This window comes from Methylobacterium terricola (genome assembly GCF_006151805.1).
In the GTDB taxonomy this organism is placed as follows: Bacteria; Pseudomonadota; Alphaproteobacteria; order Rhizobiales; family Beijerinckiaceae; genus Methylobacterium; species Methylobacterium terricola.
The window spans coordinates 157,225-182,116 of record NZ_VDDA01000004.1 but is presented as its reverse complement, the minus strand read 5'-3'; the positions used below and the strand labels follow the sequence as shown (position 1 = coordinate 182,116).

23 protein-coding genes are annotated in these 24,892 nt (G+C 72.5%); 11 read left to right on the top strand and 12 right to left on the bottom strand.

Annotated elements, in window-relative coordinates; all coding sequences use genetic code 11:
• Positions 1-97 precede the first annotated feature (97 nt).
• On the bottom strand, positions 98-700 hold the full coding sequence (locus FF100_RS11230; protein ID WP_139035814.1) for an acyloxyacyl hydrolase: 603 nt from the start codon (positions 698-700) through the stop codon (positions 98-100).
• A 157-nt stretch (positions 701-857) separates the two neighbouring features.
• Positions 858-1,043, bottom strand: coding sequence for a twin transmembrane helix small protein (locus FF100_RS11225; protein ID WP_139035813.1), 186 nt, complete (start codon positions 1,041-1,043; stop codon positions 858-860).
• Between the two features lie 432 nt (positions 1,044-1,475).
• On the opposite strand from FF100_RS11225, the gene FF100_RS11220 reads away from it, so the two are divergent.
• Positions 1,476-2,234 (top strand): outer membrane protein, encoded by a 759-nt coding sequence (locus tag FF100_RS11220; RefSeq protein ID WP_171070125.1) that lies wholly within the window; start codon positions 1,476-1,478, stop codon positions 2,232-2,234.
• A 228-nt stretch (positions 2,235-2,462) separates the two neighbouring features.
• Here the strand turns inward: FF100_RS11220 and FF100_RS11215 are convergent, their stop codons facing one another.
• The 4 genes from FF100_RS11215 to lptM form a co-directional block, all read right to left on the bottom strand.
• Complete coding sequence (locus FF100_RS11215) at positions 2,463-5,090, bottom strand: TIGR02302 family protein (protein WP_139035811.1); 2,628 nt, start codon at positions 5,088-5,090, stop codon at positions 2,463-2,465.
• A gap of 116 nt (positions 5,091-5,206) precedes the next feature.
• Entirely contained in the window at positions 5,207-5,398 is a 192-nt protein-coding gene (locus tag FF100_RS11210; RefSeq protein WP_139035810.1) for a hypothetical protein, read from the bottom strand.
• Positions 5,399-5,499: 101 nt separating this feature from the next.
• Positions 5,500-6,771: a diaminopimelate decarboxylase gene (gene lysA / locus FF100_RS11205; RefSeq protein ID WP_139035809.1), complete on the bottom strand. Its 1,272-nt coding sequence runs from the start codon at positions 6,769-6,771 to the stop codon at positions 5,500-5,502.
• A gap of 164 nt (positions 6,772-6,935) precedes the next feature.
• Positions 6,936-7,298, bottom strand: a complete 363-nt coding sequence (lptM, locus tag FF100_RS11200; protein ID WP_246102023.1) for an LPS translocon maturation chaperone LptM — start codon at positions 7,296-7,298, stop codon at positions 6,936-6,938.
• Between the two features lie 316 nt (positions 7,299-7,614).
• Between lptM and FF100_RS11195 the strand changes: the two genes are divergently transcribed.
• The gene (locus FF100_RS11195; RefSeq protein ID WP_139035808.1) at positions 7,615-9,768 is read left to right on the top strand and encodes a hybrid sensor histidine kinase/response regulator; all 2,154 of its coding nucleotides are present in this window, start codon (positions 7,615-7,617) and stop codon (positions 9,766-9,768) included.
• Positions 9,769-9,795: 27 nt separating this feature from the next.
• Here FF100_RS11195 and FF100_RS11190 read toward each other — a convergent pair whose 3' ends face one another.
• From FF100_RS11190 to FF100_RS11180, 3 genes are all read right to left on the bottom strand, one after another.
• On the bottom strand, positions 9,796-10,044 hold the full coding sequence (locus FF100_RS11190) for a 3',5'-cyclic-nucleotide phosphodiesterase (RefSeq protein ID WP_139035807.1): 249 nt from the start codon (positions 10,042-10,044) through the stop codon (positions 9,796-9,798).
• Positions 10,045-10,300: 256 nt separating this feature from the next.
• A complete protein-coding gene (locus FF100_RS11185; RefSeq protein WP_139035806.1) occupies positions 10,301-11,185 on the bottom strand; it encodes a hypothetical protein in 885 nt (294 codons plus the stop codon).
• Positions 11,186-11,348: 163 nt separating this feature from the next.
• Positions 11,349-12,017: a DUF1134 domain-containing protein gene (locus tag FF100_RS11180; RefSeq protein ID WP_246102022.1), complete on the bottom strand. Its 669-nt coding sequence runs from the start codon at positions 12,015-12,017 to the stop codon at positions 11,349-11,351.
• 104 nt (positions 12,018-12,121) lie between these two features.
• Here FF100_RS11180 and FF100_RS11175 point away from each other — a divergent pair, with 104 nt between their 5' ends.
• Positions 12,122-12,622: a hypothetical protein gene (locus FF100_RS11175; RefSeq protein ID WP_139035805.1), complete on the top strand. Its 501-nt coding sequence runs from the start codon at positions 12,122-12,124 to the stop codon at positions 12,620-12,622.
• Between the two features lie 19 nt (positions 12,623-12,641).
• Here FF100_RS11175 and FF100_RS11170 read toward each other — a convergent pair whose 3' ends face one another.
• Entirely contained in the window at positions 12,642-13,493 is an 852-nt protein-coding gene (locus FF100_RS11170) for a 3'(2'),5'-bisphosphate nucleotidase CysQ family protein (protein WP_139035804.1), read from the bottom strand.
• Positions 13,494-13,667: 174 nt separating this feature from the next.
• Between FF100_RS11170 and chpT the strand changes: the two genes are divergently transcribed.
• The 6 genes from chpT to FF100_RS11140 all read left to right on the top strand — a co-directional run bounded on the left by chpT (position 13,668) and on the right by FF100_RS11140 (position 20,650).
• Positions 13,668-14,366 (top strand): histidine phosphotransferase ChpT, encoded by a 699-nt coding sequence (gene chpT, locus FF100_RS11165; protein WP_139035803.1) that lies wholly within the window; start codon positions 13,668-13,670, stop codon positions 14,364-14,366.
• Between the two features lie 236 nt (positions 14,367-14,602).
• Positions 14,603-17,362 carry a hybrid sensor histidine kinase/response regulator gene (locus tag FF100_RS11160; protein WP_139035802.1) on the top strand — a complete coding sequence of 920 codons (2,760 nt, stop codon included), beginning with the start codon at positions 14,603-14,605 and terminating at the stop codon, positions 17,360-17,362.
• An 83-nt stretch (positions 17,363-17,445) separates the two neighbouring features.
• Positions 17,446-17,946, top strand: coding sequence for a chemotaxis protein CheW (locus FF100_RS11155; protein WP_139035801.1), 501 nt, complete (start codon positions 17,446-17,448; stop codon positions 17,944-17,946).
• Between the two features lie 33 nt (positions 17,947-17,979).
• The gene (locus FF100_RS11150; RefSeq protein WP_139035800.1) at positions 17,980-18,345 is read left to right on the top strand and encodes a response regulator; all 366 of its coding nucleotides are present in this window, start codon (positions 17,980-17,982) and stop codon (positions 18,343-18,345) included.
• Between the two features lie 165 nt (positions 18,346-18,510).
• Positions 18,511-19,677: a protein-glutamate methylesterase/protein-glutamine glutaminase gene (locus FF100_RS11145; RefSeq protein ID WP_139035799.1), complete on the top strand. Its 1,167-nt coding sequence runs from the start codon at positions 18,511-18,513 to the stop codon at positions 19,675-19,677.
• Positions 19,678-19,717: 40 nt separating this feature from the next.
• Entirely contained in the window at positions 19,718-20,650 is a 933-nt protein-coding gene (locus FF100_RS11140; RefSeq protein WP_139035798.1) for a CheR family methyltransferase, read from the top strand.
• A gap of 558 nt (positions 20,651-21,208) precedes the next feature.
• Here FF100_RS11140 and ctrA read toward each other — a convergent pair.
• The gene (gene ctrA / locus FF100_RS11135; protein WP_139035797.1) at positions 21,209-21,910 is read right to left on the bottom strand and encodes a response regulator transcription factor CtrA; all 702 of its coding nucleotides are present in this window, start codon (positions 21,908-21,910) and stop codon (positions 21,209-21,211) included.
• 434 nt (positions 21,911-22,344) lie between these two features.
• On the opposite strand from ctrA, the gene fliI reads away from it, so the two are divergent.
• On the top strand, positions 22,345-23,685 hold the full coding sequence (gene fliI / locus FF100_RS11130; RefSeq protein WP_246102021.1) for a flagellar protein export ATPase FliI: 1,341 nt from the start codon (positions 22,345-22,347) through the stop codon (positions 23,683-23,685).
• Between the two features lie 92 nt (positions 23,686-23,777).
• Positions 23,778-24,185: a flagellar export protein FliJ gene (gene fliJ, locus FF100_RS11125; RefSeq protein ID WP_139035795.1), complete on the top strand. Its 408-nt coding sequence runs from the start codon at positions 23,778-23,780 to the stop codon at positions 24,183-24,185.
• Between the two features lie 4 nt (positions 24,186-24,189).
• Here fliJ and FF100_RS11120 read toward each other — a convergent pair whose 3' ends face one another.
• Positions 24,190-24,804, bottom strand: a complete 615-nt coding sequence (locus tag FF100_RS11120; RefSeq protein ID WP_246102020.1) for a GNAT family N-acetyltransferase — start codon at positions 24,802-24,804, stop codon at positions 24,190-24,192.
• Between the last annotated feature and the right edge of the window lie 88 nt (positions 24,805-24,892).

Genomic DNA, 24,892 nt, shown 5'->3' with positions numbered 1-24,892 from the left:
GCTCCCTTCGGGCGGCCTCCCTGGCGGGCCCGCTTCGACAGCAAGGGTTCTAGCGGTCCCGAGCCGGAGCGCCAGACCCCGCCCCGCGAGGCAGACCTCAGAAGGTGTACGCGATCTTGCCGCCGAAATTGGTCAGGCCGCGGTTCGTGACGCAGAGACCGGCATTCGACATGTGCTCGATCGTCGCCATCACGCTCCAGTGCTCGGTGAGCCGGAAGCCGACGGCCGCAGCCTCGCGGAACAGCGGCGAGCAGCCGAGCGCGTTGTAGGTCTTCGGCACCAGGGCCTTCGGGCCGGTATAGCCGTCGTGGAAGCCGGCGCCGAAGAAGCCCTCGACGAAGATCCGGTCGGTGATGTCGAAGGTCCAGGTGGCGCCGAGATAGGCGTAGCTGGTGCGGCCATCGACGTTGTAGCTGCCGCCGACGGTCGGGCGGGGGATCAGGGAGTTCCACAGCCTGTCGGCCACGGTGACCGGCCGGGCGAACAAAAACTCGCCGTTAATGTTGCTGGTGTTCTTCTCGTTGCTGCCCGGGTCCTGGGCGGAGCCGCCGATGCGGAACTCCGACACGATGCTGAGGGGCTGGACCGGCGGCCGGTAGGACGGGACGAGGGCCGAGGGGTCGGCGGCCTGTGCGGCCGGCGCGGCCAGGACAGCCGTCGTGACGATCGCCGCGGCGAGGCTCGGAAGGGTTACGCGCATCTGTCGAACGGTCCACCGCCCCGTTGCTGGGGCGGGCTCACCCTAGCCGTGCGCCGCGCGTCCCGTCTCGCCGCACGATCCGCCCCGGCGCGGTTTTCCACCCCATGCGGCCACCCCGCCACAGTCCCGCAAGGTCATGCGGCGGCGATCGATCGCGTCAGCCGCCGCGCCACCACAGCACCCCCATGATGACCAGGATGGCGACGAACTGGAGCACCACCCGCAGCCGCATCAGGCGCTGCGAGACGCTGGCGCTGCCGCCGCGGAGCATGTTGGCGAGGCCGAGCAGCAGCACCACGGCGACCGCGAGGCAGGCGATGAGGACGAGGGTGTTGGTGGACATCCGGCACGGGCTCGCGAGGTGGAGCGGCCTGATAGGGCGGAACGGGACCCGGCGGGGAGGCGGCCCCGCGACGCAGGAGCGCGGGCAAGACCGACGCTCCCGCACCGCGCGCTTGGCCCAGTACAGGATCTAACAGTCATCGCGCGCCCCGGGATACGGGCATCTCCGCAGGCCCGCCAATCGACCCAAGTCGAGACCTGTCACGCCTCCCGCAAGTTAAGACCTCATTAGAGCAGCGAGATCGCTTCAGTGTTGCATATTTGCGATAGACGAAACTGAACTGGCGTGGCTTGATGCCGAGGTCGGGCGCAGCTGCCCCCGGAGCCGGCGCAGGGTCGCCAGGCCCGGCAGCGCCCGGAACACATCCTTGGCTCGAGATCCGGCGCCATGCGCGACCGGATCCGCTCGAAGACGATATCGAGGGTTACTGACGTGAAGTCCTCTCTGCTCGCAGCCGGAAGCCTCATCGCGCTCGCGGGCGGCGCCCATGCCGCCGACCTGCCCCGTCGCGTCGCTCCGCCGCCGGTCGTCATGGCCGCGCCTCCGGTCTTCACCTGGACCGGCTTCTATGCCGGCGTGAACGCCGGCGGCGCCGTCGGCGGCGACTTCCGCGCCGCGACCACGGCTCCGCGTCCGGCCGCGCTGCCGGCGTCCCGCGCCGAGGTCTCGGCGGCCGGCTTCGTGGCGGGCGGCACCGTCGGCTACAACTACCAATTCACGCCGGGCAACGGCTTCGTCGTCGGCGTCGAGGCGGATGCGGGCTACTCGGACATCCACAACGAGTTCCGGGCCTCGGCCAACGCGACGGGCAACGTCAACGGCGCGCTGAAGACCGACACCTACTTCGTCACCGTCCGCGGCCGCGTCGGCTATGCCTGGGGCCCGCTCCTCGCCTACGCCACCGGCGGCTGGGCCTTCACCGAGATCGGCGCCCGCGGCAGCGTCACGGCGCCGGGCCTCATCGCCCCGACATCGTTCAACGCCTCGATCCCGGTCGACGGCTACACCGTCGGCGGCGGCCTCGAATACATGATCACCCAGAACCTGTCGGTGAAGGGCGAGTACCTGTATTCCGACTTCTCGCGCGACGTGCGCTTCCGCGCGCTCGGCACCCAGTTCGGCGTGCGCACGGGCCTCGATACCCACCAGCTCAAGGTGGGCATCAACTACCACTTCAACCTGTTCAACTGAAAGCGGCCGATCCCCGGCCGCCTCGCGGGGCCGGGGATATCGCCTTCGGGCATCACCTGAGACACGGCGCGGTCCCGGCGGGACCGCGCCGTTTTTCGTCCGGTCATCGGGAGGACCGCCCGATCACGCGGTGACCGGATGCGGCTCCAGGCTTCGGCGTTTCAGCATCGTTCCGCGACGGACCGATCTCCGCCTCGTCGCACCGGCCTCTCGCCGTCGCACCCGGCGTCAGTTCCGCCGCAGCAGACGCTCGAAATAGTCGAGCTCTTCCGCCGGCCGGCTCGGGTCGCCGAGCTTGCGCCGCAACTCCTCCAGGATCCGACGGGCCCGCTCGACGCCGGATTCCTCGGCGGTCGGCACCCGCACGCGGCCATCGGAGAAGTCGCGGCTGCGGGTCGGACGGCCGAGGGGGTCGCTGTCGCGGGCGCCCTGGCGGCCGGGCTGGTTCGGGTTGCCCTGGCCCTGCTGCCCGTCGGCCTGCTGACCCTCGCCGTCCTGGCCCATCTGCTGCATCTGCTGGGCCATGCCCTGGGCGCCGCGCTGCATGCCCTCGAGGGCGCGCCCCTGCGCGTCGACGGCAGCGCCGTCCTGGCCCTGGCCGAGGGCGTTCTCGGCCTCGCGCATCGCCTGCTCGGCATCGGCGAGGCCCTGCTCGCCCTGCATGCCGAGTTCCTTCATCCGCCGCTGCAGGTCCTCCAGGCGCTGGCGCAGGGCCTGCTGGCGCTCGCCCACCCCCCCCTGCTGTCCGCCCTGCTGGCCGCGCTGGCCCGGCTGCTGGCCCTCGCCCTGCTGCGGCTCGGCCCCACGCTGGCCCTGCTGGCCGCGCTGACCTTGTTGACGCTGGCCCTGCTGGCCCGGCTGCTGTGGCTGGCCGCGATTGCCGAAGCGGCGCTCCTGGCCCTGGCGGAAGGTCTCGTCGCGCAGGCCCTGCTGCTCGCGCGCCATCGCCTCGAGGTCCTGCATCTGGCGGTTCATCTCGCGGGCGGTCGGATCCGACATGCGCGAGTTGGGCTGGGCGGTCTGCAGGTTCTCCAGGATGCCGCGGAGCTGGTCGAGCAAGCGCTGCGCTTCCGCGACGTCGCCGCGCTTCATCGCCTCCTGCATCTGGTCGAGCATCTTCGAGAGGTCGTCCGGCGTCACCGTGCGGTCGGCCTGCTGGTTGGTCTGCCCCGGATTCTGCGGGTTCTGCTGCTGGCGCTGGGCGAATTCCTTCAGGAAGCGATCCATCGCCTGGCGCAGCTCGTCGGTGAGCTTGGCGATTTCCTGGTCGGACGCGCCGCGGTCGATGGCGTCCTTCAGCCGTTCCTGGGCGGCGCGCAGGGCCTTCTCGGCATCCGAGAGGTCGCCCTCCTCGATCTGGAGCGCCATGGTCCAGAGAAGATCGGCGACCTCGGTCAGGGCCTCGTCGCTCCGCGCCGCTCGCAGGCGCCGCGCCGCCTCCTTGAGGCCGAGGAAGACGCCCCATTGCGGCGTGAACCGCTCGGGCGCGATCAGCAGCGCGTCGAGGGAGGTCTCGACCCGGGCCCGGCCGCCATCGGGATCGAGGACGAGGCGGCGGCGCTCCTCGGCGAGCGCGCGCGCCAGGGGCTTGGTGAAGAACCGTCCCGGCAGCGTGACGGAGAGCGGCGCGGAGCGGCCCTCCTGGCCGGCCTCGTCCTTCGCCACCAGGGTCAGCAGCACCTTGGCGCCGGCCCAGGGGCTGTCGGTGAGGTCGACCAGGGTGCGGGTGTCGCTGGTGCCCTGCGCATCCGCCGGCAGGCCTAAGTTCAGGCGCGGCGGCGGCACGAGGGTCCGGCCCTTCGTCTGCGGCTCGACCACGCCTTCGGCGGAGGCGAGGCCGTAATCGTCCTTGGCCCGGTAGAGGATCGTGAAGGTGCCGCGCCCGTTGGTCTCCGGCGGGCCCGCGAAGGCGATCTCCGGCGGCTTGTCGGGAATGGTCTCGATCGTCAGGCGGTGGCTGGTGGCGAAACCCGTCTGCACCGCGACCTCGGCGGTGCCCCCGGTGAGGGCGAAGCGCTCCTCGCGCAGGTCGGGACGGGCCGGGCTCGTGGCGGGCAGGGGCTTGAGCCCGGTCCCCGGCGTCACGGTGGCGTCGCCGGCGCCGGCGATGCGCACCACGAGCGTCGAATTCACCGGCGCCCGCAGGCGCTGGCCGGCCTCCGCCAGGGTGACGATGAGCGGCGGCATCCGGGTATAGAGCGGCGGGTCGATCCAGCCGTCGACCCGGAAGGCGGGCGCCGCCGCGGCCGGGCCGCGCCAGTCGAAGGCCGCGCGCAGCCGGTCGGCGGCCTCGGGGCCGGCCACGAAGGCGCCGGCCACCGCGGCGAGGATCGCCCCGGCGCGCAGCGCGTAGGGGTCGCGCCGGGCCATGCCGGGGCGGGGGCCCGAGACCTTGAGGCGGGCGACCGTCGCGGCGGCGCGGCGGCGATGCAGCTCCCACAGGGCGCGGGCGCCGGGATCGTCGGACCCGAGCGCCAGGGTATCCTCGAGGGCGCGGGCCGGACGGTGGCTCAGGCCGGCATCGCGGTCGATGCGGGCGAGGGCCTCGGTCCGGGCGATCCGCCGCAGCCGCACCAGCGGCAGGAGGGATGCGACCAGGGCGAGCCCGAACACGGCGACGCCGGCCATCCGCAAGGTCGGCCCGGCATCGAGCCACAGCCCGAGCCAGGAGGCGGCAAGGAAGACCAGCACGACCGCGAGGCCCCGCCACAGGATCGGCCAGGCCTGCTCCCACAGCGTCACCCGGCCGGCGCGGACCACCAGCCGGTCGAGCCCGGCGCGCACCGGATCGGCGCGGCTCGCGGCGCCGGTCTGGGCGGGCGCGCCCCGCGCGGTGTCCGGCTCGGCCTTCGTCATGCCCTGCTCCCACGACCCATCCCGGGATGGGTCAAGCCCTGCCTTGCCCCGTCCGCGGACGGGCGAAGCCGGGAGGCTAGCATGCCGGCCCGGCCGGGCCAGCGGGTCAAATCGGCTCAGGCCGTCCGGTCGTCGTGCCGCAGCGCCGGGGCGTGGTCGACGCCGCCGGCCTGCCGCGCCGCCGCGTCGCGCAGCGGCTGCACGGCGCTGCGGGTCCGGGCCAGGGCGGCCTGGTTCTCGGCGACGATGCGGAACGCGCGCTCGACCACGGCCTCGGCACGGGCGAGCAGGTTGCCTTGGGGCGCCATCGCGGGGGGTCCTCCGACTATCATGGCGAGACCCTAGACCGTGAGGACTGGCCGCCTCGTTCGAAAATTCCGTCGGATTTTAGTGATCGGCGCACGACAATTCAGGCCGCCAGCCACTCCGGCACCCGGTCGAGCCCGATCAGCGCCTCGTAGGACAGCCGCGGCCGGATCACCGCGTGGTCGGGCCCGCGCACCAGCACCTCGGGCACCAGCGGCCGGGTGTTGTAGGTGCAGGCCTGCACGGCGCCGTAGGCCCCGGCCGACATCACGGCGATCAGGTCGCCGGGCTTCACCTCCGGCATCTCCCGGGCGAGCGCCAGGTAGTCGCCGCTCTCGCAGACCGGGCCGACCACGTCGGCGGTGAGGCGGGCGGCGTCGGGCCGCGGCTCCGCCACCGGGCGCAGGGCGTGGTAGGCCTCGTAGAGGGTCGGGCGGATCAGGTCGTTCATCGCCGCATCGACGATGACGAAGGTGCGGCCCTCGCCGTGCTTCACGTACAGGACCCGCGTCACCAGCACGCCGGCATTGCCGGCGATCATCCGGCCGATCTCGAAGACGGGCTTCAGGCCGAGCGGCTTGAAATGCGGCCGCAGCACCGCCGCGAAGGCGGCCGGGTCCGGCGGCGGCGCGTTGTCGTCGCGGTACGGAATGCCGAGGCCACCGCCGAAATCGACGTGGTGGAGAGCGTGCCCGGCCGCCATCAGGTCGCGGGCGAGGCCGCAGAGCAGGGCGGCGGCGTTGTCGTAGGGGGCGAGATCGGTGATCTGGCTGCCGATATGCATGTCGACGCCGGAGACCGACAGGCCGGGCAGGGCGGCGGCCCGGGCATAGACCTCGCGCGCCCGCGAGATCGGGATGCCGAACTTGTTCTCGGACTTGCCGGTGGAGATCTTGGCGTGGGTGCGGGCGTCGACGTCCGGGTTGACCCGGATCGAGACCGGCGCCGTCATGCCCTTGGCGGCGGCGACCCGGGAGAGCAGCTCCAGCTCCGGCTCGCTCTCGACGTTGAAGCACAGGATGCGGGCGTCGAGGGCCGCGGCCATCTCGCCCTCGGTCTTGCCGACGCCCGAGAACACGATGCGCTCGCCCGGCACGCCGGCGGCGAGCGCCCGGCGCAACTCGCCCTCCGAGACGATGTCCATGCCGGCGCCGAGGCGGGCCAGGGTGGCGAGCACCGCCTGGTTCGAATTCGCCTTCATGGCGTAGCAGACCAGGGCGCCGTCACCCGCGAAGGCCTCGGCGAAGACCCGGTAATGCCGCTCCAGGGTGGCCGAGGCGTAGCAGTAGAACGGGGTGCCGACCGCGCCCGCGAGCCGTGCCAGGTCGACGTCCTCGGCGTGGAGCACGCCGTCGCGGTAATGGAAATGGTGCATGGGAGGTGACCTGGGAGGTGACCGACGATCCGGGCGCTGATCCGCGCCGGAGGCGGGCGCGAGACGCGCCGTCTACACGAAAGCGGCCGGGCTTTGTACCCTTCCCCCGCGCGCCCCTCGCCTCGGTGCTCGTCCCGTCGGCCCCCTCGCGGTCCCGCCCGCCGTCAGAGCAGCGGATCGAGGGGGAAGGGGCCCTTGGGGATCGCGTAGCCCTTGCGGCGCCTCGAGGAGGATTCGGTCGGGGCGGGGATCCCGGTCGGGGCCGCGACGGCGGCGGCCGGCAGCTCGTCCTCCGGGTCCGGGGCGGCGCTGCCCGCCTGGAGCCCGACGCCGCCCGGCAGCGTGTTGACGGCGGCGGCGCCGGTCCGCGGCCGGGCGGTGCCGTCCGCCTGCCCGCCCGCTCCCCCGGCCCGGGGCTGGACGGCGGGCGCCGCCGCGGGCGGCGGCTCGAGCGGACCGCGGCGGCCGCAGGCGGCGGCCGAGACGGCGATCAGGCCGAGGAGGACGAGGGTACGGGTACGGAACACGGGCGAAATCCGGGCACAAGCGTGACGGCGGCACCATAGCGGCCAGCGTTCCGTGAAGCGAGCCCGGCCCGCATACGCGTTGCGCGGCATTCGAGCGTGGCCGTTAAGGCGGCGTTGGCGCGTGGCCCGGGAGAGTGCGCGCGAGGCGCCGTCCCGGGAGGCCCACCGATGCCCCGCCGACACACCGCCTGGGCAACGGCCCCGTCGCGGGGCCGGGCGGAGGCTGCGGCAATCGTTTCGCTCGCCAGTCCGTTAATGCACGGTTAAGCTTATGGCCGATCGCCGCGTCGGCTTCGGTCGCGTTTGTGAGTGTCCCGTGAGCCTTTCGACGGTGCGGCTGCACCAGCTCCTCGTCGCCGCGGCTTTCCTGGTCCCTTGCGTCGTCCTGGTGGGCGCAGCGTGGTGGAACCGGGCCGAGGTGCTGCGGGAAGAGGACAGCGCCGTGGTCCGCACCGCGGCGGTGATGCACGAGCACGCCTCGAAGGTGTTCGACACCGCCGAGCTGGCGATGGACCGGGTCGACGACTACGTCTTCGACCGCAGCTGGAGCCAGATCCAGGCGAGCGCCACCGGTGGGTTCCTGGCGAGCCTCAAGGCGCCGCTGGCCCAGGCCCGGGCGGTCTGGGTCGTCGATCCGCAGGGGCGGATCGAGGCGTCGAGCCGCGCCGGCGATCTCGGCCGCGACCTCGCCGAGCGCGACATCTTCTCGGTCCATCGCCCGCGCGACATCGGCATCTATGTCAGCCCCGCGGTGCAGGAGGCCGACGGCTCGACCGCCTTCATGGTCAGCCGCCGGCGCTCGACCGATGACGGGCGCTTCGACGGCGTGATCGTGATCGCGCTCGGCACCGAGTACTTCGCCCGCTTCTACGCCGAGATCGCCGCCCCGACCGACCACCGGGCGATGCTGCTGCGCGCCGACGGGGCGATCCTGGTGCGCGAGCCGCCGGGCCCGGCGGTCGACGAGCGGCTGGCGCCGGCCGATCCGCTGCTGCGGGCGCTCCGCGCCCGGCCGCAGGGCGGCACCGCCTCCGGCACCCCGCCCGGCGAGGGCGAGCGGCTCTATGCCTGGCGCCGCATCGGCGATTATCCGGTGGAGGTCGCGTTCTCGGTCGAGACCGCGGTCGCCCTCGACCGCTGGTACGACAACCTGCGGGTCTACGGCCTCGTCGCCACGGTCTCGGCCCTGACCCTGGTGCTGATGGCCTGGCTGGCGCTCGCCCGGGCGCGGGCCGAGCAGCAGGCGCTCTCCGACCTCAAGCGCGAGCACGCCCAGCGCATCGCCGCCGAGAGCCAGCTGCGCCAGGCCCAGAAGATGGAGGCAGTGGGCCAGCTGACCGGCGGCATCGCCCACGACTTCAACAACCTACTCGCCGTGATCACCGGCTCCCTGGAGCTGGTCCAGCGCCGCGTCGCCCGGGGCGACACCGATATCGGCCGCTTCATCGCCGGCGCCCTCGACGGCACCGACCGGGCGGCCAAGCTCACCCACCGGCTCCTCGCCTTCGCCCGCCAGCAGCCGCTCGAGCCGCGCCCGACCGATCCGAACCGCCTCGTCGCCGGCATGGTCGACCTGCTGCGGCGGACCCTGGGCGAGACGGTGCGGGTCGAGACCCAGCTGATGGCCGATCCGCCGGCGGTGTTCGTCGACCAGAACCAGCTCGAGAACGCGATCCTGAACCTCGCGGTCAATGCCCGCGACGCCATGCCGGGCGGCGGCCGGCTCGCCCTCGAGATCGCGCACGGCGCCCTCGACGACAGCACGCCGGGGGTCTCGATCACGGTGCGCGACACCGGCACCGGCATGCCGCCCGAGGTGGTGGCCCGCGCCTTCGAGCCGTTCTTCACCACCAAGCCGCAGGGGCGGGGCACCGGCCTGGGATTGAGCCAGGTCTACGGCTTCGTCACGCAGTCGGGCGGGCGGGTGCGCATCGACAGCCAGCCGGGGCAGGGGACCGCCATCGAGCTGACCCTGCCGGTGAGCCGGGACGGCGTGCCGGCCGAGGCGGCGGGCCGGTCGCGCCTGAGCGCAGCGGCGCCGGGACGGGCGGTGCAGACCGTGCTGGTGGTGGAGGACGACGCCGCGGTGCGGTTTTCCAGCGCCGAGACGATCGGCGAGCTCGGCTACCGCGCGCTGACCGCGCCGGACGGGGCGGCGGCGCTCGCCACCCTCGACAGCGAGCGCGAGGTAGCGGTTCTGTTCACCGACGTGGTGATGCCCGGGATCGACGGGCCGACGCTGGCGGTGGAGGCGCGGCGCCGGCGGCCCGACCTCAAGGTGATCTTCGCCACCGGCCATCCGCGGGACGAGGAGCGTGACGGCCCCCAGCCGGGCCCCGGCGAGACGGTGCTGCGCAAGCCCTTCACCATCGAGGCCCTGGCCGAGGTCCTGGAGGCCGCGACCGCGGACGCGGCGGCCGTGCGAGCCGCGGCGTCGGAGGCCGCGAGCCGGACCGAGGCCTCGGCCTGAGCCGGGACCCGGCCCGAGTCGGAATGGCTACTTCTTGTGGGTCTGCTCGTAGTAGTCGATCGCCCGCTTACAGTTGACCGAAATCTTCTTCATGTTCTTCTCGAAGCACGCCTGCACCTCGGGACCGTCCGGCGGCAGGTTGCCGCAATAGGTCATGTAGTCGCCGGTGCAGTACTTCTTCAGGTTGGGGTCGTCCCGCTGGGCCAGAGCCGGCGCGGCGAGCAGCGTCAGGCTGCCGGCAGCCAGGAGAGCGAGCGACATCGGCCGGAGCATCATGTCTGTCGAAGCCTTGCAGAGGGTGGGAAGTTGCAGCGACATGGCCCGAAACCGGCGACCTGACAAGGGTTGTGGGGCGCCGCAGGCGCGCCCGCGGCACCGGAGGCACACCCGAGGGGGCCTGGAGCAGGACGGAAAACCATAGGTTTCTCAGGCGCTTGGTTCACGTTTCCAGGCTGTGTCCCGTCCGGCTCGTCGCAGCCCCCGGCTGGAAAGCACGGCCGTGATGTGCCCCACGGCACATCACGGCCCGGCCTCATCCCGCCGCCGCGGGCGTCGGTGCCGCGTTCTGCATCGGGGTGGCCGGCGGCAGGCGCGGCTCCGCCCGGCCCTGGCCCTGCATCAGGGCGTCGGCCACCTCGGCGATCCGCCGTTCCAGGGCGGCATTCTGGGCGACGACCTGCTCCGGCGGCGGGGCGCCGGCGTTGCGCAGGGCCTCGCGCAGCCGGACGATCTCGGCCTGCGCCGCCTCGGCCTCGGCGGCATGGCGGGCGTTGAGATCGGTCAGCGCGTCCTCCAGCGCCTGGATCTGCCCGCGGGCGGCGCTGGCGACGCTCTCGCCCGCCTCGGCGACCCGGCCGCGGGCGGCCCGCGCCTGCTCCTCGGCGACGCCCCGCGCCGCCTGTGCCTCGGCCTGGCCGCTTCGCATCGCCTCGGCCTCGCCGCGCAAGGCGGCGAGATCGGACAGGGCGCGCTGGTAGGGGCCCTCCAGCGCCCGCATCGCCTCCTCGGCCGCCGCCCGGGCGGTGCGGGCCTCGGCGAGCTCGCTCTGCGCCTGCGCGAGGCCGCCGCGGGCCTCGACGAGATCGCGCTCGATCTCGGACAGGCGCGCGTCCCGGCGCTCGATCTCGGTGGTCAGCGTGCCGAGGCGCACGGTGGTGCGGCCCATCTCCTCCATCCCGGCCCGGCGGGCCGCCTGCGCCTCCTCGACCCGGCGCTCGAGCTGGCGCTCGCGCACCGCGAACTCGGCCCGTAGGTGGTCCTTCTCGGCGGTCAGCTCGACGATCGACATCGGGTAGAGCGCCTCGAGCCGGCGGCGCACCAGGCGCTCGGCCCGGGCATTGAGCGCCGGCAGGATCAGCAGGGCGCACAGGCTGGCGCCGAGGAATCCCAGCGCCGCGAACATCAGGGATTCGATCACCCGGGCGATACTCTCTCGGCGTCCGGGCGGGCAATCCCGCGCGGACGGTTGCGACGGTCGACGAAACACCCCGCGCTGGGCCGCGCGGGTCGCGGCCGGACCCTGCCACGGGATCGCGGCAAGGACCAGCGTGGCGGCACGCGACGGGAGTCAAGCGGCGGGATCAGAACGGGTTCCAGGTCGGGGCGTCGGTGAATTTGAGGTAGCCGACATTGATGCCGAAGCGTGCCCCGACCCCGGCGCGGATCGGCACCACCACGATGTTGTCGGCGGTCACCGCCGACATGCCGAAGCCGCCGACCACGTAGGCCGAGCCGTCCATGCCGACGAAGCGGCGGTAGAGCGCGTTCACCCGCGGCAGGTTGTAGACCAGCATCATGCTGCGGGCGCCGTCGCCGCCGACGTCGAAGCCCAGCGACGGCCCCTGCCAGAACACCTTGCGCTGCCCGGCATTGCGGGTGAACAGCGTGCCCTCGCCGAAGCGCACGCCGCCGATGATCGCGCCGGACGCCTCCTGGCCCAGGATGTAGCCGTTGGGCTCGCCCCAGCGCCGCGTCGCCTCCTGCACCGTCAGGGCGAGGCCGCGCGAGACCGAGCCGAAGAACTGGTGGCCCGAATCGATGATCTCCCGCGGCTGGAACGTGCCGGGATCGCCGGAGCCGCGCCCCTGCGCCGCGGCGGGGAGGGACGCGAGCGCCAGCGGCGCGGCGAGGAGGGCCGCGACGGCGCGGCGACGCGACGGCCCGGCTTTCGGCCGGGCAGGATCGCCCGGAGCGGGATCTTGCCGGGAGCGGGCGGCGCGAGACCCGGGAGCGGAGGAGGCTGAGAGCATTCGTTAGGCATCCCGGCTTAGAAGGTCCTGGCCGAACCCGGTCGGGGCCCTGGCCCCCGGGACCCGGCGCGGACGGGCGGCGGGATGCCACAGATGCTGCGGATATGGGCAAGATTCGGTTAACGCGGCGCGGCCTGCTGTCGCTTCTGCCAGGCTTGGCCATCTGGCCGGCCTCGGCTTTCCGCCCGGCCCGCGCCGAGACGCCGCTCGGCGTGCCGTCACTCTACGCCGCCGATCCCCTGACGGGGCTGGCCCTGCGCGGCTTCGACCCGGTCTCCTACCGGCTCGGCCCCGATCCGGCACCGGGTTCGCCCGAGCATGAGTTCAGCTGGTCGGGCCTCGTCTGGCGCTTCACCGGGGCGGCCAATCGCGGCGCCTTCGCGCGGGACCCGGAGACCTACGCGCCGCGGCTCGGCGGCTACGACCCGGAGGGCGTCGTGGCTGGCCGCCTCATCGACGCCGATCCCCTGGTGGCCGCCCTGCGCGAGGACCGGCTCTACCTGTTCCGCGACCCCGAGCGCCGGGCACGGGCCGCACCGGGGCTCCTGGACGCGGCGGAGGATCGCTGGCCGGTCTTGCGGCGCGACGCGGCCATCGGCGGTTGATCCGCCCTCGGGCTCTCTCTCAGGACCGCCCCGGGCTCGTCGCCGGCAGCACCGCGCGGACGGCCTGGGACGGGTCGCCGAAGGCCGCGAAGGGGCCGTTGCGGTATTGGCCGGGCCGGCGGCCGTAGCCGAAGGCGCGCCCGTCGGGGCCGATCAGACAGCCGCCGGCCTGGGTCAGGATGTGATCGCCGGCCGCCGTGTCCCACTCCATCGTCGGGCCGCAGCGGACGTAGACGTCGCCCTCGCCGCAGGCGAGGAGACCGAACTTCAGCGCCGAGGAGACACCGCGCCGCGACCCGATCGGCAGCCCCGCCAGGCAGGCCTCGTCCGCCGCCTCGCCGTGGCTGCGGCTGACGAGCGCCGTCATGCCCTCGTCCGGCGTGGTCCGGGCCGCGACCGCCCGGAAGGCACCGGGGCGGCCCGCGACGATCGGAGCCTCGGCAGCTCCGGCGCCCGCGGCCCAGACCCGGCCGAAGGCCGGGGCGGCGAGCGCCGCCGCGACCGGCCGCTCGCCGGCCACCAGGGCGATGTTGACCGTGTACTCGCCGGTGCCCTTCAGGAAGTCCTTCGTCCCGTCGAGGGGATCGACCAGGAAGAACAGGGCGGCGGGAGCGACCTCGGCGGCGGTCTCCTCGGCGATCACCGGGATGCCGGGAAAGTCCCGCGTCAGGTCGGCGACGATCTGGGCCTCGGCGGCGAGGTCGGCCTGGCTCGTCGGCGAACCGTCCGGCTTGAGGTGGTGGCGGCAGCCGCCCAGCTCGTACTGCCTCAGGATCACGCCGGCGGCGGCGGCGATCCCGGCGAGCCGGAGCGCGATGGCGTCGCGCTCGGGAGGATGGGGCACGGCGTTGAGTGCCAGGGTCGGTGTCATGGTATCGTCATGCCCGGCGGCGCCGGATTTGTCGATCCGCCGGTTCGCGCCGCTCGGATGGGCGGTGGCACGTGGATCGCCTTTTCAAACAGCCGCGCGGCGGCTATCCGTGCCGGCAAACCGTGGCGGGAGCCGCCGCGACTCGATTCGAACCCGGCCCCGCGGAGCGCCCCCATGACCACCGTCACCCTCGACGCCCTCGACCTCTCGGCGCTGCTCTGCTCGCGGGTCTGCCACGACGTCATCAGCCCCGTCGGCGCCATCGTGAACGGCCTCGAGGTGCTGGAGGACGAGGACAGCGCCGAGATGCGCGACTTCGCCCTCGACCTGATCCGCAAGAGCGCCCGGCAGGCCTCGGCCCGGCTGCAATTCGCCCGCATCGCCTTCGGGGCGGCGGGCTCGGCCGGCGCCAGCATCGACCTCGCCGATGCCGAGAACGTGGCCCGCGGCATGTTCGGCGACGAGAAGACCCAGCTGACGTGGAGCGCCCCGCGCGCCCTGTTCCCGAAGAACAAGGTCAAGCTGCTGCTGAACCTCGTCGTGATCGCCGTGACGGCGATCCCGCGCGGCGGCGTGATCGACGTCGCGGTCACCGGGGAGGGCGATGCGCCGCTCTTCGTGCTGACCGCCAAGGGCGCCTATGCCCGCATCCCGCCGCATGTCGAGGCCCTAATCGCCGGCACGCCGGAGAGCGGCACCGTCGATGCCCACGCGATCCAGCCGTTCTATGCCGGCCTCGTCGCCCGCGCCGCCGAGATGGGCGTGCGGTTCTCGATCCAGGGCGACACGGTGACGATCCGGGCCGAGGCCGCCGCCGACGCCGCCGAGCCGGATGTGCAGCCGGACCCGGACGGCGACGATAACGCCATCTAACCCTGCGTCGTCCCGGCGGGGCGGGCGCCTCTCTGCCCTCCGTCCCGCCGATCTCTGCTTCGCCTCTCTTGCGCGGCGGCGGGCTCTTCGTGCCGATCCTCGGGGTTTTTCGTCAGACCCGCGCAGGATCCGACCGGGGCGGCCGCCCTGTGAGGATTTCCGGCAACGGATCATAAAGGCTCACGTGGCACCGTCACACGGCGCAGAGATCCTGCGTGGATCGACGAGTGGCCGCGATGGACGATTTGTTGCGTGAGTTCCTGACGGAGTCCGGTGAGCACCTGGACACTGTCGACCTCGAACTCGTCCGGTTCGAGCAGGATCCCAACAACCAGACGATCCTGCGGAACATCTTCCGCCTGGTCCATACCATCAAGGGCACTTGCGGCTTCCTCGGGCTGCCGCGCCTCGAGGCGCTGGCGCACGCCGCCGAGACCTTGATGGGCAAGTTCCGCGACGGCATGCCGGTGACGAGCCCGGCGGTCAGCCTGATCCTGCAGACCCTCGACCGGATCAAGCTGATCCTCGCCGAGCTGGAGCGGACCGGCGGCGAGCCGGCCGGGGTCGACGAGGACCTGATCGGCGCCCTCGAGCGCATGTCGGAGGAGCCGGTGCCGGCCCCCGAGCCCGTCGCCCCGCCAGCCCCCGCGATGGCCAGCGGCACCCTGGTGCCGCAGATCCTCGAGCGTGCGCTGAAGCCCGGCGAGGTCTCCCTCGACGACCTCGAGCGCGCCTTCCGCGACACGCCCGGCCCCGATCTCGACGCCGATCTCCAGGCGCCGTCTGCCCCCGCGCCGTCTTTCCAGGCCCCCGCCCCGCTGCCGGCTCCCGAGCCGGTGCGTCACGAGCCGGCACCGATCGAGGCCCGCCGCGCCGAGCCGGCGCGCGCCGACGCCGCCCGCACCGAGGCGCCCGCCGCCGAGGCTGAGGGCGGGCCCGTCAGCAAGGTGCAGACGATCCGGGTGAACGTCGACACCCTTGAGCACCTCATGACGATGGTGTCCGAGCTGGTGCTGACCCGCAACCAGCTGCTTGAGATCGCCCGCCGGCACGAGGACGGCAACTACAAGGTGCCGCTGCAGCGCCTCTCCCACGTCACCGCCGAGCTGCAGGAAGGGGTGATGAAGACCCGCATGCAGCCGATCGGCTCGGCCTGGCAGAAGCTGCCGCGGGTGGTGCGCGACCTCTCGTCGGAACTCGGCAAGAAGATCGACCTGGTGATGCAGGGCGCCGAGACCGAGCTCGACCGCCAGGTGCTCGAGGTCATCAAGGACCCGCTCACTCACATGGTGCGCAACTCGGCCGATCACGGCATCGAGTCGGGCGCGGAGCGCAAATCGGCCGGCAAGCCCGAGAAGGGCACGATCCGCCTCAACGCCTTCCACGAGGGCGGCACGATCACGATCGAGATCGCCGACGACGGCAAGGGCCTCGACCTGTCGGCGATCCGCCGCAAGGCGGTCGAGCGCGGCGTCGCCACCGAGGCCGAGGTCGAGCGGATGACCGATGCCCAGGTGGCGAAGTTCATCTTCCACGCCGGCTTCTCGACCGCCAAGGCGATCACCTCGGTCTCCGGCCGCGGCGTCGGCATGGACGTGGTGAAGACCAACATCGAGCTGATCGGCGGCACGATCGACATCCAGACCCAGCTCGGCCGCGGCACCACCTTCACGATCAAGATCCCGCTGACCCTGGCGATCGTCGCGGCGCTGATCGTCTCGGCCCGCGAGCACCGCTTCGCGATCCCGCAGGTCTCGGTGCTGGAGCTGGTTCGGGTGCAGCCCGGCACCGACCATGCCGTCGAGCGCATCAACGGCTCGCCGGTGCTGCGGCTGCGCGACCGGCTGCTGCCGATCGTGCCGGTCGCCGGCATGCTCCGCCTCGACGCGGCGGATGCCCCGGCCTCCACCGACGAGGGCTTCGTGGTGGTGAGCCAGGTCGGGCGCCAGCGCTTCGGCATCCTGGTCGACGGCGTCTTCCACACGGAAGAGATCGTCGTGAAGCCGATGTCCTCCAAGCTGCGGCACATCCCGCTGTTCTCGGGCAACACCATCCTGGGCGACGGGGCGGTGGTGCTGATCATCGATCCGAACGGCGTCGCCAAGATGGTCGGCTCCGGCACCGCGACCGGCCAGCAGGGCGAGATCGAGGCCGAGGCCGAGACCGACGAGTCCGGCGCCGACCAGGCGGTGACGCTGCTGGTGTTCAAGGGCGGCGGCGAGGCGCTGAAGGCGGTTCCGCTCTCGCTCGTCACGCGCCTCGAGGAGATCGACGCGGCCAAGATCGAGTGGGTCGGCGGACGCCCGCTGATCCAGTATCGCGGCCGCCTGATGCCGCTCGTCCCGGCCGATCCGGGCCAGGCCCTCAAGCGCGAGGGCGCGCAGGCCCTGGTGGTGTTCTCCGACGGCGAACGCTCGATGGGCCTTGTCGTCGACGAGATCGTCGACATCGTCGACGAGGTGCTCGACGTCGAGCTGGTGCACGAGCGCTCCGACCTGATCGGCTCGGCGGTGGTGCGCAACCGGGCGACCGAGATCGTCAACATCGCCCATTACCTGCCGCTCGCCCACGACGATTGGGGCCAGCCCTCGCACCGCGCGGTGCCGAAGGCGCCGAGCGTGCTGCTCGTCGACGACTCGGCCTTCTTCCGCGAGATGCTGACCCCGGTGCTCAAGGCCGCGGGCTTCCGCGTCACCCAGGCCGGCAATGCCGAGGAGGCCCTGCGCCACCTGGGCGGCGAGGCCCGGCTCGACCTCGTGGTCTGCGACCTCGAGATGCCGGGCCGCTCGGGCTTCGACCTGATCGAGGCGATGCGCAAGGGCGGGGGACGGCTCGCGGCGATGCCGGTGGTGGCGCTCGCCGGCACCATGGCGCCCGACTCGCTCGCCCGCGCCCGGGCCTTGGGCGTCGCCGATTGCGTCGCGAAGTTCGACCGGTCCGGCCTCGTGGCGGCGGTCAACGAGATCGCCGGCGCCCCCCTCGACGCCGCGGCCTGACCGCCCCGACGCGTCCGGGCACGCCCTCGTCGCCCGGACGCTCACGACCGCCCCGCACGTCCTCCCGCTCCCGAGCCCCGCCCATGATGGCCGCCAACACCAACACCGCCGGCACCGCCGCGTCCGCCACCGGCGAGACCACCGACTACGTGACCGTGCTGCTCGGCGACGAGTTGTTCGGCCTGCCGATCGACCGGGTGCACGACGTCTTCATCGCCACCAACCTCACCGACGTCCCGCTGGCGCCGCCGGAGATCAAGGGTCTGCTCAACCTGCGCGGCCGGGTCGTCACCGCCCTCTGCCTGCGCCGGCGCCTCGGCCTGCCCGACCGCACCGGCGACGGCCGCAACATGGCGGTGGGCCTGGAGCATGGCGGCGAGGCCTACGGCCTGCTCGTCGACCAGGTCGGCGAGGTGATGAAGCTCGCGGCCGATACCTACGAGCCGAACCCGGTCCATCTCAACAACCGCTGGCGCGCGGTCTCGCGCGGGGTGCACCGCCTCGACGGTCGCCTGCTGATCATCCTCGATGTCGAGGCGGTCCTCGCCTTCGGCGACGAGCGGCCGGCCGCCAGCGCGGCCTGAGCCTCGAGGACCGGACGGCAAGGACCGTATGGAATGAAGACCTTCCTGATCGTCGACGACTCGGCGGTGATCCGCAAGGTGGCGCGCCGGATCATCGAGGGCCTGGGCTTCCGGGTGGCGGAAGCCGAGGACGGCCGCGAGGCGGTCGAGCAGTGCCGCTCGGCCATGCCGGACGCCGTCCTGCTTGATTGGAACATGCCCCATATGGACGGGTACGAAGTCCTGCGCGCCCTGCGGCGGCTGCCGGAGGGCGACCACCCGAAGGTGCTGTTCTGCACCATCGAGAACGACGTCGCGTCGATCGCCCGGGCGCTGCATGCCGGGGCCGACGAGTACATCATGAAGCCCTTCGACCGGGACATCATGACCGCCAAGCTCCAGGCGGTCGGTCTCGCGTGAAGACCCTATCGCCGTCGGTCTCGCCTGAGACCGACGGCACAGCTGGCCTCGCTGCGGCCGGCCCGCATCGCCGATCGAAGCCTGAGACGCCCCGAGACGCCCCGGCTTTGTACCGGGGCCCGATCCCCCGAGGCCCGCCCCGCGGCGCGCCGACCGAGACACGCCATGGCCGCATCCGCCGCGACCTCCACCCCGTCCCCGAGCGCCGGACCTCGCATCCGCGTCCTCGTCGCCGATGATTCCGTCGTCGTTCGCGGCCTGGTCTCGCGCTGGCTCGAGGAGGCCGGCTGCGAGATCGTCGGCACCGCCTCGAACGGCCGCATCGCCCTCGACGCCCTCGACCGGGTCCAGCCCGACATCGTGCTCCTCGACATCGAGATGCCGGAGCTCGACGGCACCCAGGCGTTGCCCCGGATGCTGGCCAAGCGCCCCGGGCTCCAGGTCGTCATGATGTCGACCCTGACCCAGCGCAACGCCGAGATCTCCCTGCGCTGCCTGGCGCTCGGCGCCATCGACTACCTGCCCAAGCCCGAGGGCAATCGCGGCGTCACCACCCAGGCGAGCTTCCGCGAGGACCTGGTCCAGAAGATCCGGATGCTCGGGGCCGACCTGCGCACCCGGCCGCGGGCCCGTCCCGCCGCTCCGCCCGAGCGGCCCGGCCTGCCCGAGCGCCCGGCCACCGCGCCGGCGCCGGTGGCCCGTCCGGCCGCCGCACCGGCGACCTTGCGCCCGCGCCCCCTGCGCACCAGCCCGCCGCGCTGCCTCCTCGTCGGCGCCTCGACCGGCGGTCCTCGCGCGGTCGGGGAGGTGCTCGAGGGCATCGGCGCCGCCACCCTGCGGCGCCTGCCGATCCTGATCGTCCAGCACATGCCGCCGGTCTTCACCGCGGTCTTCGCCGAGCATCTCGGCGCCCGGATCGGCCTGCCGGCGGCGGAAGCCAAGCACGGCGAGGCGGTGCGGCCGGGCGTCGTCTACGTCGCCCCGGGCGGGCGCCATATGGGCCTGTCCGGCACCGCCGCGGAGGCGGTGATCCGGCTCAACGACGGCCCGCCGGTGAATTTCTGCCGACCGGCGGTCGACGTGATGTTCCGCGACGCGGCGGAAGTCTACGGCGCCGCCACCCTGTCGGTGGTGCTCACCGGCATGGGGTCGGACGGCACCAAGGGCGCCCAGGCCCTGGTCGAGGCCGGCGGCACGATGCTGGCCCAGGACGAGGCGTCCTCGACCGTCTGGGGCATGCCCGGCAGCCTGGTCCGGGCCGGCTACGCCCACGAGATCCTGGCGCTCTCCGCGATCGGGCCGGCCCTCCGGGCCGCGATCGGAGGACACTGATGCGCATCCTGCCACGGATCCGGGGGAGGATGCCGCGTCGATGACCGAGACCGAGTTCGATTTCCTCCGCGCCTACCTCAAGCAGCGCTCCGGCCTCGCCCTGACGGCGGAGAAGCGCTACCTGGTGGAGAGCCGCCTGTCGCCGGTCTGCCGGCGCTTCAACCTCGCCGGTCTCACCGAGCTGGTCGGCTGCCTGCGGCTCGCCCGCGACAGCGCGATCGAGCGCGCGGTCGTCGAGGCGATGACTACCAACGAGACCTTCTTCTTCCGCGACCGCACGCCGTTCGACCTGTTTCGCGACGTGCTGCTGCCCGGCGCGCTCGCGACACGGGCGAATCAGCGACGCCTGCGGATCTGGTGCGCCGCCGCCTCGACCGGTCAGGAGCCGTACTCGCTGGCGATGCTGCTCGCCGAGGCCGCGCCGCGGCTTGCCGGCTGGCGGGTCGAGATCGTCGCCACCGACCTCTCGACCGAAGTCCTGGAGAAGGCCAGGCTCGGGCTCTACAATCAGTTCGAGGTCCAGCGCGGCCTGCCCGTGCAACTGATGCTCAAGCATTTCGCCCAGGTCGGCGAGCAGTGGCGCATCGCGGAAAGCCTGCGCCAGATGGTCGATTTCCGGCCGCTCAACCTGCTGCAGCCGTTCGAGCAGCTCGGCACCTTCGACATCGTGTATTGCCGCAACGTGTTGATCTATTTCGATACGCTGACCAAGGCCGACGTGCTGCGCCGCATCGCCGACCAGCTCGCCCCGGACGGCGCGGTGCTGCTCGGCGCCGCCGAGACGGTGATCGGCATCACCGAGTCGCTGATGCCCGACCCCGAGCATCGCGGGCTCTACCGCCACGGCCGCGCGGCGCCGCCGGTGAGCCTCGGCGCCCCGGCCTCGACCACCACGACCCTGGGCACGACCCTGGGACTCGCCGCACCGGCCTCGCCGCCGACGATGGCCGGCCTGCGCTGGGCGGCCCGCTGAGGCGCCGCCCCTTCCCACGCCCCGGGCACCGCCCTGCGGTCCGGGGTGGATGAACCGGGCCGGCCTTACCCGCGGGCCGACAGGCGCCGTTGCGCTCGGGCATCGCGCGCATCCTGTCCACAGCTTTCGCGTCACGAGGGTGGAGCCGGGCTCCTCTCGCGCGCGCCTGCGACAGCCCTGCGCAAGGCGGGCAGGGAAGGATGCTCGAGGTCCCGAGCAGCGCCCCCGACGCCCGGAACCCACCATCCCCGAACAGGTCCGCGGCCGCCTCCCGGGCGACGCCTGCGCGTCCGTCACCCGGCTCAAGCCCGGCAGGACCGATTCCCGACGCGTCGTCCCGGACTCGCGCGAGCGCAACCCGGGACGGCACGGGCTCGCCGTCACTGGTGCCGCCGACCGATCGGACCGCCCGCAAGAACGCATCGACGGCATCGCGGCGTGCCATACGGCCCCGCTGCGCCGGGCAAGCCCAGACGGCCGGCGCCCCCCTGCAACGAAAAAACCCCGCCGAAGCGGGGTTCTTTCGTCGTCCGACCCCGGGAGAGGGGCCCGGTCCGTTCAGACCGCGATGCGGTCCTCGCCCTCGCTCGGCTCGCGCAGCACGTAGCCGCGGCCCCACACCGTCTCGATGTAGTTCTTGCCCTGGCTGGCATTCGCCAGCTTCTTGCGGAGCTTGCAGATGAACACGTCGATGATCTTCAGCTCGGGCTCGTCCATGCCGCCGTAGAGATGGTTCAGGAACATCTCCTTGGTCAGGGTGGTGCCCTTGCGCAGGCTGAGGAGCTCCAGCATCTGGTACTCCTTGCCGGTGAGGTGCACCCGGGCGCCCGACACCTCGACGGTCTTCTGGTCGAGGTTCACGATCAGGTCGCCGGTGGTGATCACCGACTGCGCGTGGCCCTTCGACCGGCGCACGATCGCGTGGATTCTCGCGACCAGTTCATCTTTGTGGAAAGGTTTGGTGAGGTAATCATCGGCCCCGAAGCCGAGGCCCTTCACCTTGTCCTCAATCCCGGCCATGCCGGACAGGATCAGGATCGGGGTCTTGACCTTGGCCACCCGCAAGGAGCGCAGAACCTCGTAGCCCGACATGTCGGGCAGGTTCAGGTCGAGCAGGATGATGTCGTAGTCGTAGAGCTTCCCGAGATCGACACCCTCCTCGCCGAGATCGGTCGTGTAGGTGTTGAAGTTCTCGGACTTGAGCATCAGCTCGATGCTCTGCGCCGTGGCGCTGTCGTCCTCGATCAGAAGTACCCGCATCTCAGGTCCCCAAGCCTTGGCCCTCAAGGGTTAAGGCAAGCCCCCGCCGCCCGTTTCCCACCGGCCCGTGGAAAACGCCCGTTATCTTCCGAACCGCGACGCTAGGCCCGAACGGTTAACAAACCCTGTTCCGGTCCCGCAAGCGGTAAGAAATCCGCGAGACGGGCCGGCCCCTTGCAGGTTGGCGTTCCGTTCCGGCCGAATCGCGATAGCATACCGTGATCCCGCTCCTGGGGTGCATGCCTAAATGGCTCATGCCATTGAGGCCCGCCCGCGTTGTTGCGCCCGTGCCACGCGCCCGGAGAACCTCCGGGAGCCCGACCCGGATCCCATGCGCCTCAGTGTTAAGGAGAGGGGTAAATGGATCGTTGATGGAATCCGGCAATGGCGACGGCAGGAATCGGGAAACCGCCTCGTATCAACAGGATGCTGCCGTGACCGGGGCGGGGCGGTTCGAGGCGGCCCGCGCCGCGCTCGCCGGGGTGGAGGAGGTCGAGACCTTCGGCCGGGTGGTGGCGGTCCGCGGCCTCCTGATCGAGGTCGCCGGTCCGGTGGCGGCGATGCGCCTCGGCGGCCGGCTCGACGTCGTGGTGAACGAGGCCGCCGGCGCCGCGGTGCCGTGCGAGATCATCGGCTTCTCCGGCCCCCACGCGCTGGCGATGCCGTTCGGGTCGCTGCAGGGGGTGCGGCGGGGCTGCCCGGCCCGGGTGCGGGCGGACGGCGCCGGGGCGATCCGGCCGAGCCCGGCCTGGCTCGGCCGCGTCGTCGATGCCCTCGGGCGCCCGATCGACGGGTTGGGGCCCCTGCCGCCCGGGCCGATGCCCTACGGCCTCCAGGCCGATCCGCCGCCCGCCCATGCGCGGCGCCGGGTCGGACCGCCGCTCGATCTCGGGGTGCGCTGCATCAACACGTTCCTCACGATGTGCGCCGGCCAGCGCATGGGCATCTTCGCCGGGTCCGGCGTCGGCAAGTCGGTGCTGCTGTCGATGCTGGCGCGCTACACCGCCGCCGACGTGGCGGTGATCGGCCTCGTCGGCGAGCGCGGCCGCGAGGTGCAGGAATTCCTCCAGGACGATCTCGGCGCGGCGGGCCTCGCCCGCTCGGTGGTGGTGGTGGCGACCTCCGACGAGCCGGCGCTGATGCGCCGCAACGCCGCCTACGTCACCTTCGCGCTCGCCGAGTACTTTCGCGATCAGGGCGCGCAGGTCCTGTGCATGGTCGATTCGATCACCCGCTTCGCCATGGCCCAGCGCGACATCGGGCTCGCCGCCGGCGAGCCGCCGACCGCCAAGGGCTACACCCCCACCGTCTTCTCCGAGCTGCCGCGCCTCCTCGAGCGGGCCGGGCCCGGAACCGGGGAGGGGGCGATCACCGGCCTGTTCACCGTGCTGGTCGAGGGCGACGACCACAACGAGCCGGTGGCCGACGCGGTGCGGGGCATCCTCGACGGGCACATCGTCATGGAACGCGCCATCGCCGAGCGCGGGCGCTACCCGGCGATCAACGTGCTGCGCTCGGTCTCCCGCACCATGCCGCGCGCCTGCGACCCGGACTTTCTCCCCGTGGTGCGCCGCGCCCGCCGGGTGCTGTCGACCTATGCCGACATGGAGGAGCTGATTCGCCTGGGCGCCTACCGGCCCGGCAGCTCGCCGGAGGTCGACGAGGCGATCGGCCTGATGCCCGATCTGGAGGCTTTTCTGGGGCAGGGTAAGGAAGAAGCAACCTCCATCCGCGAGGGTTACGAACGCCTCGCCGCGATCGTCGGCGGGCCGTGAGGGCCGGTCGCGCGGTCCGCCAGCGCGGCCGCGCGACGGCGCGTGGCGGGTCTTGAGCTCGGCCGCAAGCCGCTGGCGGGAGTAGAGTATCGATGAAGTCGCGGGACACGCTCATCCGGCTGCGCCGCTTCCAGGCCGACGAGAAGCGCCGCAAGGTCGCGCAAATCGAGATGATGATCGCCGATTTTGCCCGTATGGCCGCCGATCTCGACCGCGAGATCGGCCAGGAGGAGCAGAGGGCCGGGATCTCCGATCCGGCTCACTTCGCCTACCCGACCTATGCCCGCGCCGCCGCGCAGCGCCGCGACAACATCCGCCGCTCGGCCGAGGACCTCGACGTCCAGCTCGCCGCCGCCAAGGCGGCCCTCGCCGAGGCGTTTGAGGAACTCAAGAAGGTCGAGATCCTCGACGACCGCGAGCGCACCAGCGAGCGCGCCGCCGAGAATGCCCGCGATCAGGCCAGCATGGACGCCATCGGCCTCGGCCGCGCCCGGGCCTGATCGATCATTCCCCAAGGAGCGGGATCTGCCCGGCCGCGTCGCGGGGCAGGTCGCCGGCGAGCCGCGGGTCCGGCGCGACCTCGATCGCCCGGGCGTAAGCGCGGAAGCCCGAGCGCCGGTAGAACTCCACCGCGCCGGGATGGTCGAGGGTGCAGGTATGCACCCAGAACCGCTCGATGGGTCGCGCGAAGGCGCGGCGCAGGGCCTCGTCCATCAGACGCCGCCCGCGCCCCTGGCCGACAGCCTCCGGCACCAGGCCGAAATAGGCGAGGTTCGCCTCGCCGGGCTGCCGCCAGTCGAGCTCCAGGAGCCCGATGTCGCGCCCGTCCTCGGTCAGGGCGAGGGCCTCGACGTCCGGATCGCTCAAGATGGTCAGGAGCGCATCGTCGGTCATCCGCGCGCGGCCGAACCACAGCCACGGATTCCCGATGGCGGCGTAGAGCGCCCGGTAGCGGGCGATGTCCGCGCCGAGGGATGCGAGCGGCAGCGGCTCATGCCTCCGCGGGGGAGGGGGCTCCCGCATCTCCAGGTAGGTCACCACGGCGGCGACGTGGCTCGGCGGGACCGGGGTGTAGCCGTCGAGGCGCAGGCGCGGCTCGTCGGTCGGGTGATCGCTCACGGCGGCTTCGTCTCCTCTCGGCACAGCTGCGGCGCGAGGGGGCCGTCCCGTTTCCCCCCTGTCAAGCTTTCCCGTGCGACACTGCCGC

What these genes read in the sequence shown, in the direction of transcription:
- FF100_RS11170 (WP_139035804.1), bottom strand. Translation starts at nt 13,493, where the DNA reads ATGACACCGACCCTGGCACTCAACGCCGTGCCCCATCCTCCCGAGCGC.
- FF100_RS11230 (WP_139035814.1), bottom strand. Translation starts at nt 700, where the DNA reads ATGCGCGTAACCCTTCCGAGCCTCGCCGCGGCGATCGTCACGACGGCT.
- FF100_RS11175 (WP_139035805.1), top strand. Translation starts at nt 12,122, where the DNA reads ATGGGCAAGATTCGGTTAACGCGGCGCGGCCTGCTGTCGCTTCTGCCA.
- fliJ (WP_139035795.1), top strand. Translation starts at nt 23,778, where the DNA reads ATGAAGTCGCGGGACACGCTCATCCGGCTGCGCCGCTTCCAGGCCGAC.
- FF100_RS11145 (WP_139035799.1), top strand. Translation starts at nt 18,511, where the DNA reads ATGGCCGCATCCGCCGCGACCTCCACCCCGTCCCCGAGCGCCGGACCT.
- FF100_RS11215 (WP_139035811.1), bottom strand. Translation starts at nt 5,090, where the DNA reads ATGACGAAGGCCGAGCCGGACACCGCGCGGGGCGCGCCCGCCCAGACC.
- chpT (WP_139035803.1), top strand. Translation starts at nt 13,668, where the DNA reads ATGACCACCGTCACCCTCGACGCCCTCGACCTCTCGGCGCTGCTCTGC.
- FF100_RS11155 (WP_139035801.1), top strand. Translation starts at nt 17,446, where the DNA reads ATGATGGCCGCCAACACCAACACCGCCGGCACCGCCGCGTCCGCCACC.
- FF100_RS11140 (WP_139035798.1), top strand. Translation starts at nt 19,718, where the DNA reads ATGACCGAGACCGAGTTCGATTTCCTCCGCGCCTACCTCAAGCAGCGC.
- ctrA (WP_139035797.1), bottom strand. Translation starts at nt 21,910, where the DNA reads ATGCGGGTACTTCTGATCGAGGACGACAGCGCCACGGCGCAGAGCATC.
- FF100_RS11190 (WP_139035807.1), bottom strand. Translation starts at nt 10,044, where the DNA reads ATGATGCTCCGGCCGATGTCGCTCGCTCTCCTGGCTGCCGGCAGCCTG.
- lysA (WP_139035809.1), bottom strand. Translation starts at nt 6,771, where the DNA reads ATGCACCATTTCCATTACCGCGACGGCGTGCTCCACGCCGAGGACGTC.
- FF100_RS11210 (WP_139035810.1), bottom strand. Translation starts at nt 5,398, where the DNA reads ATGGCGCCCCAAGGCAACCTGCTCGCCCGTGCCGAGGCCGTGGTCGAG.
- FF100_RS11150 (WP_139035800.1), top strand. Translation starts at nt 17,980, where the DNA reads ATGAAGACCTTCCTGATCGTCGACGACTCGGCGGTGATCCGCAAGGTG.
- FF100_RS11180 (WP_246102022.1), bottom strand. Translation starts at nt 12,017, where the DNA reads ATGCTCTCAGCCTCCTCCGCTCCCGGGTCTCGCGCCGCCCGCTCCCGG.
- FF100_RS11160 (WP_139035802.1), top strand. Translation starts at nt 14,603, where the DNA reads ATGGACGATTTGTTGCGTGAGTTCCTGACGGAGTCCGGTGAGCACCTG.
- FF100_RS11225 (WP_139035813.1), bottom strand. Translation starts at nt 1,043, where the DNA reads ATGTCCACCAACACCCTCGTCCTCATCGCCTGCCTCGCGGTCGCCGTG.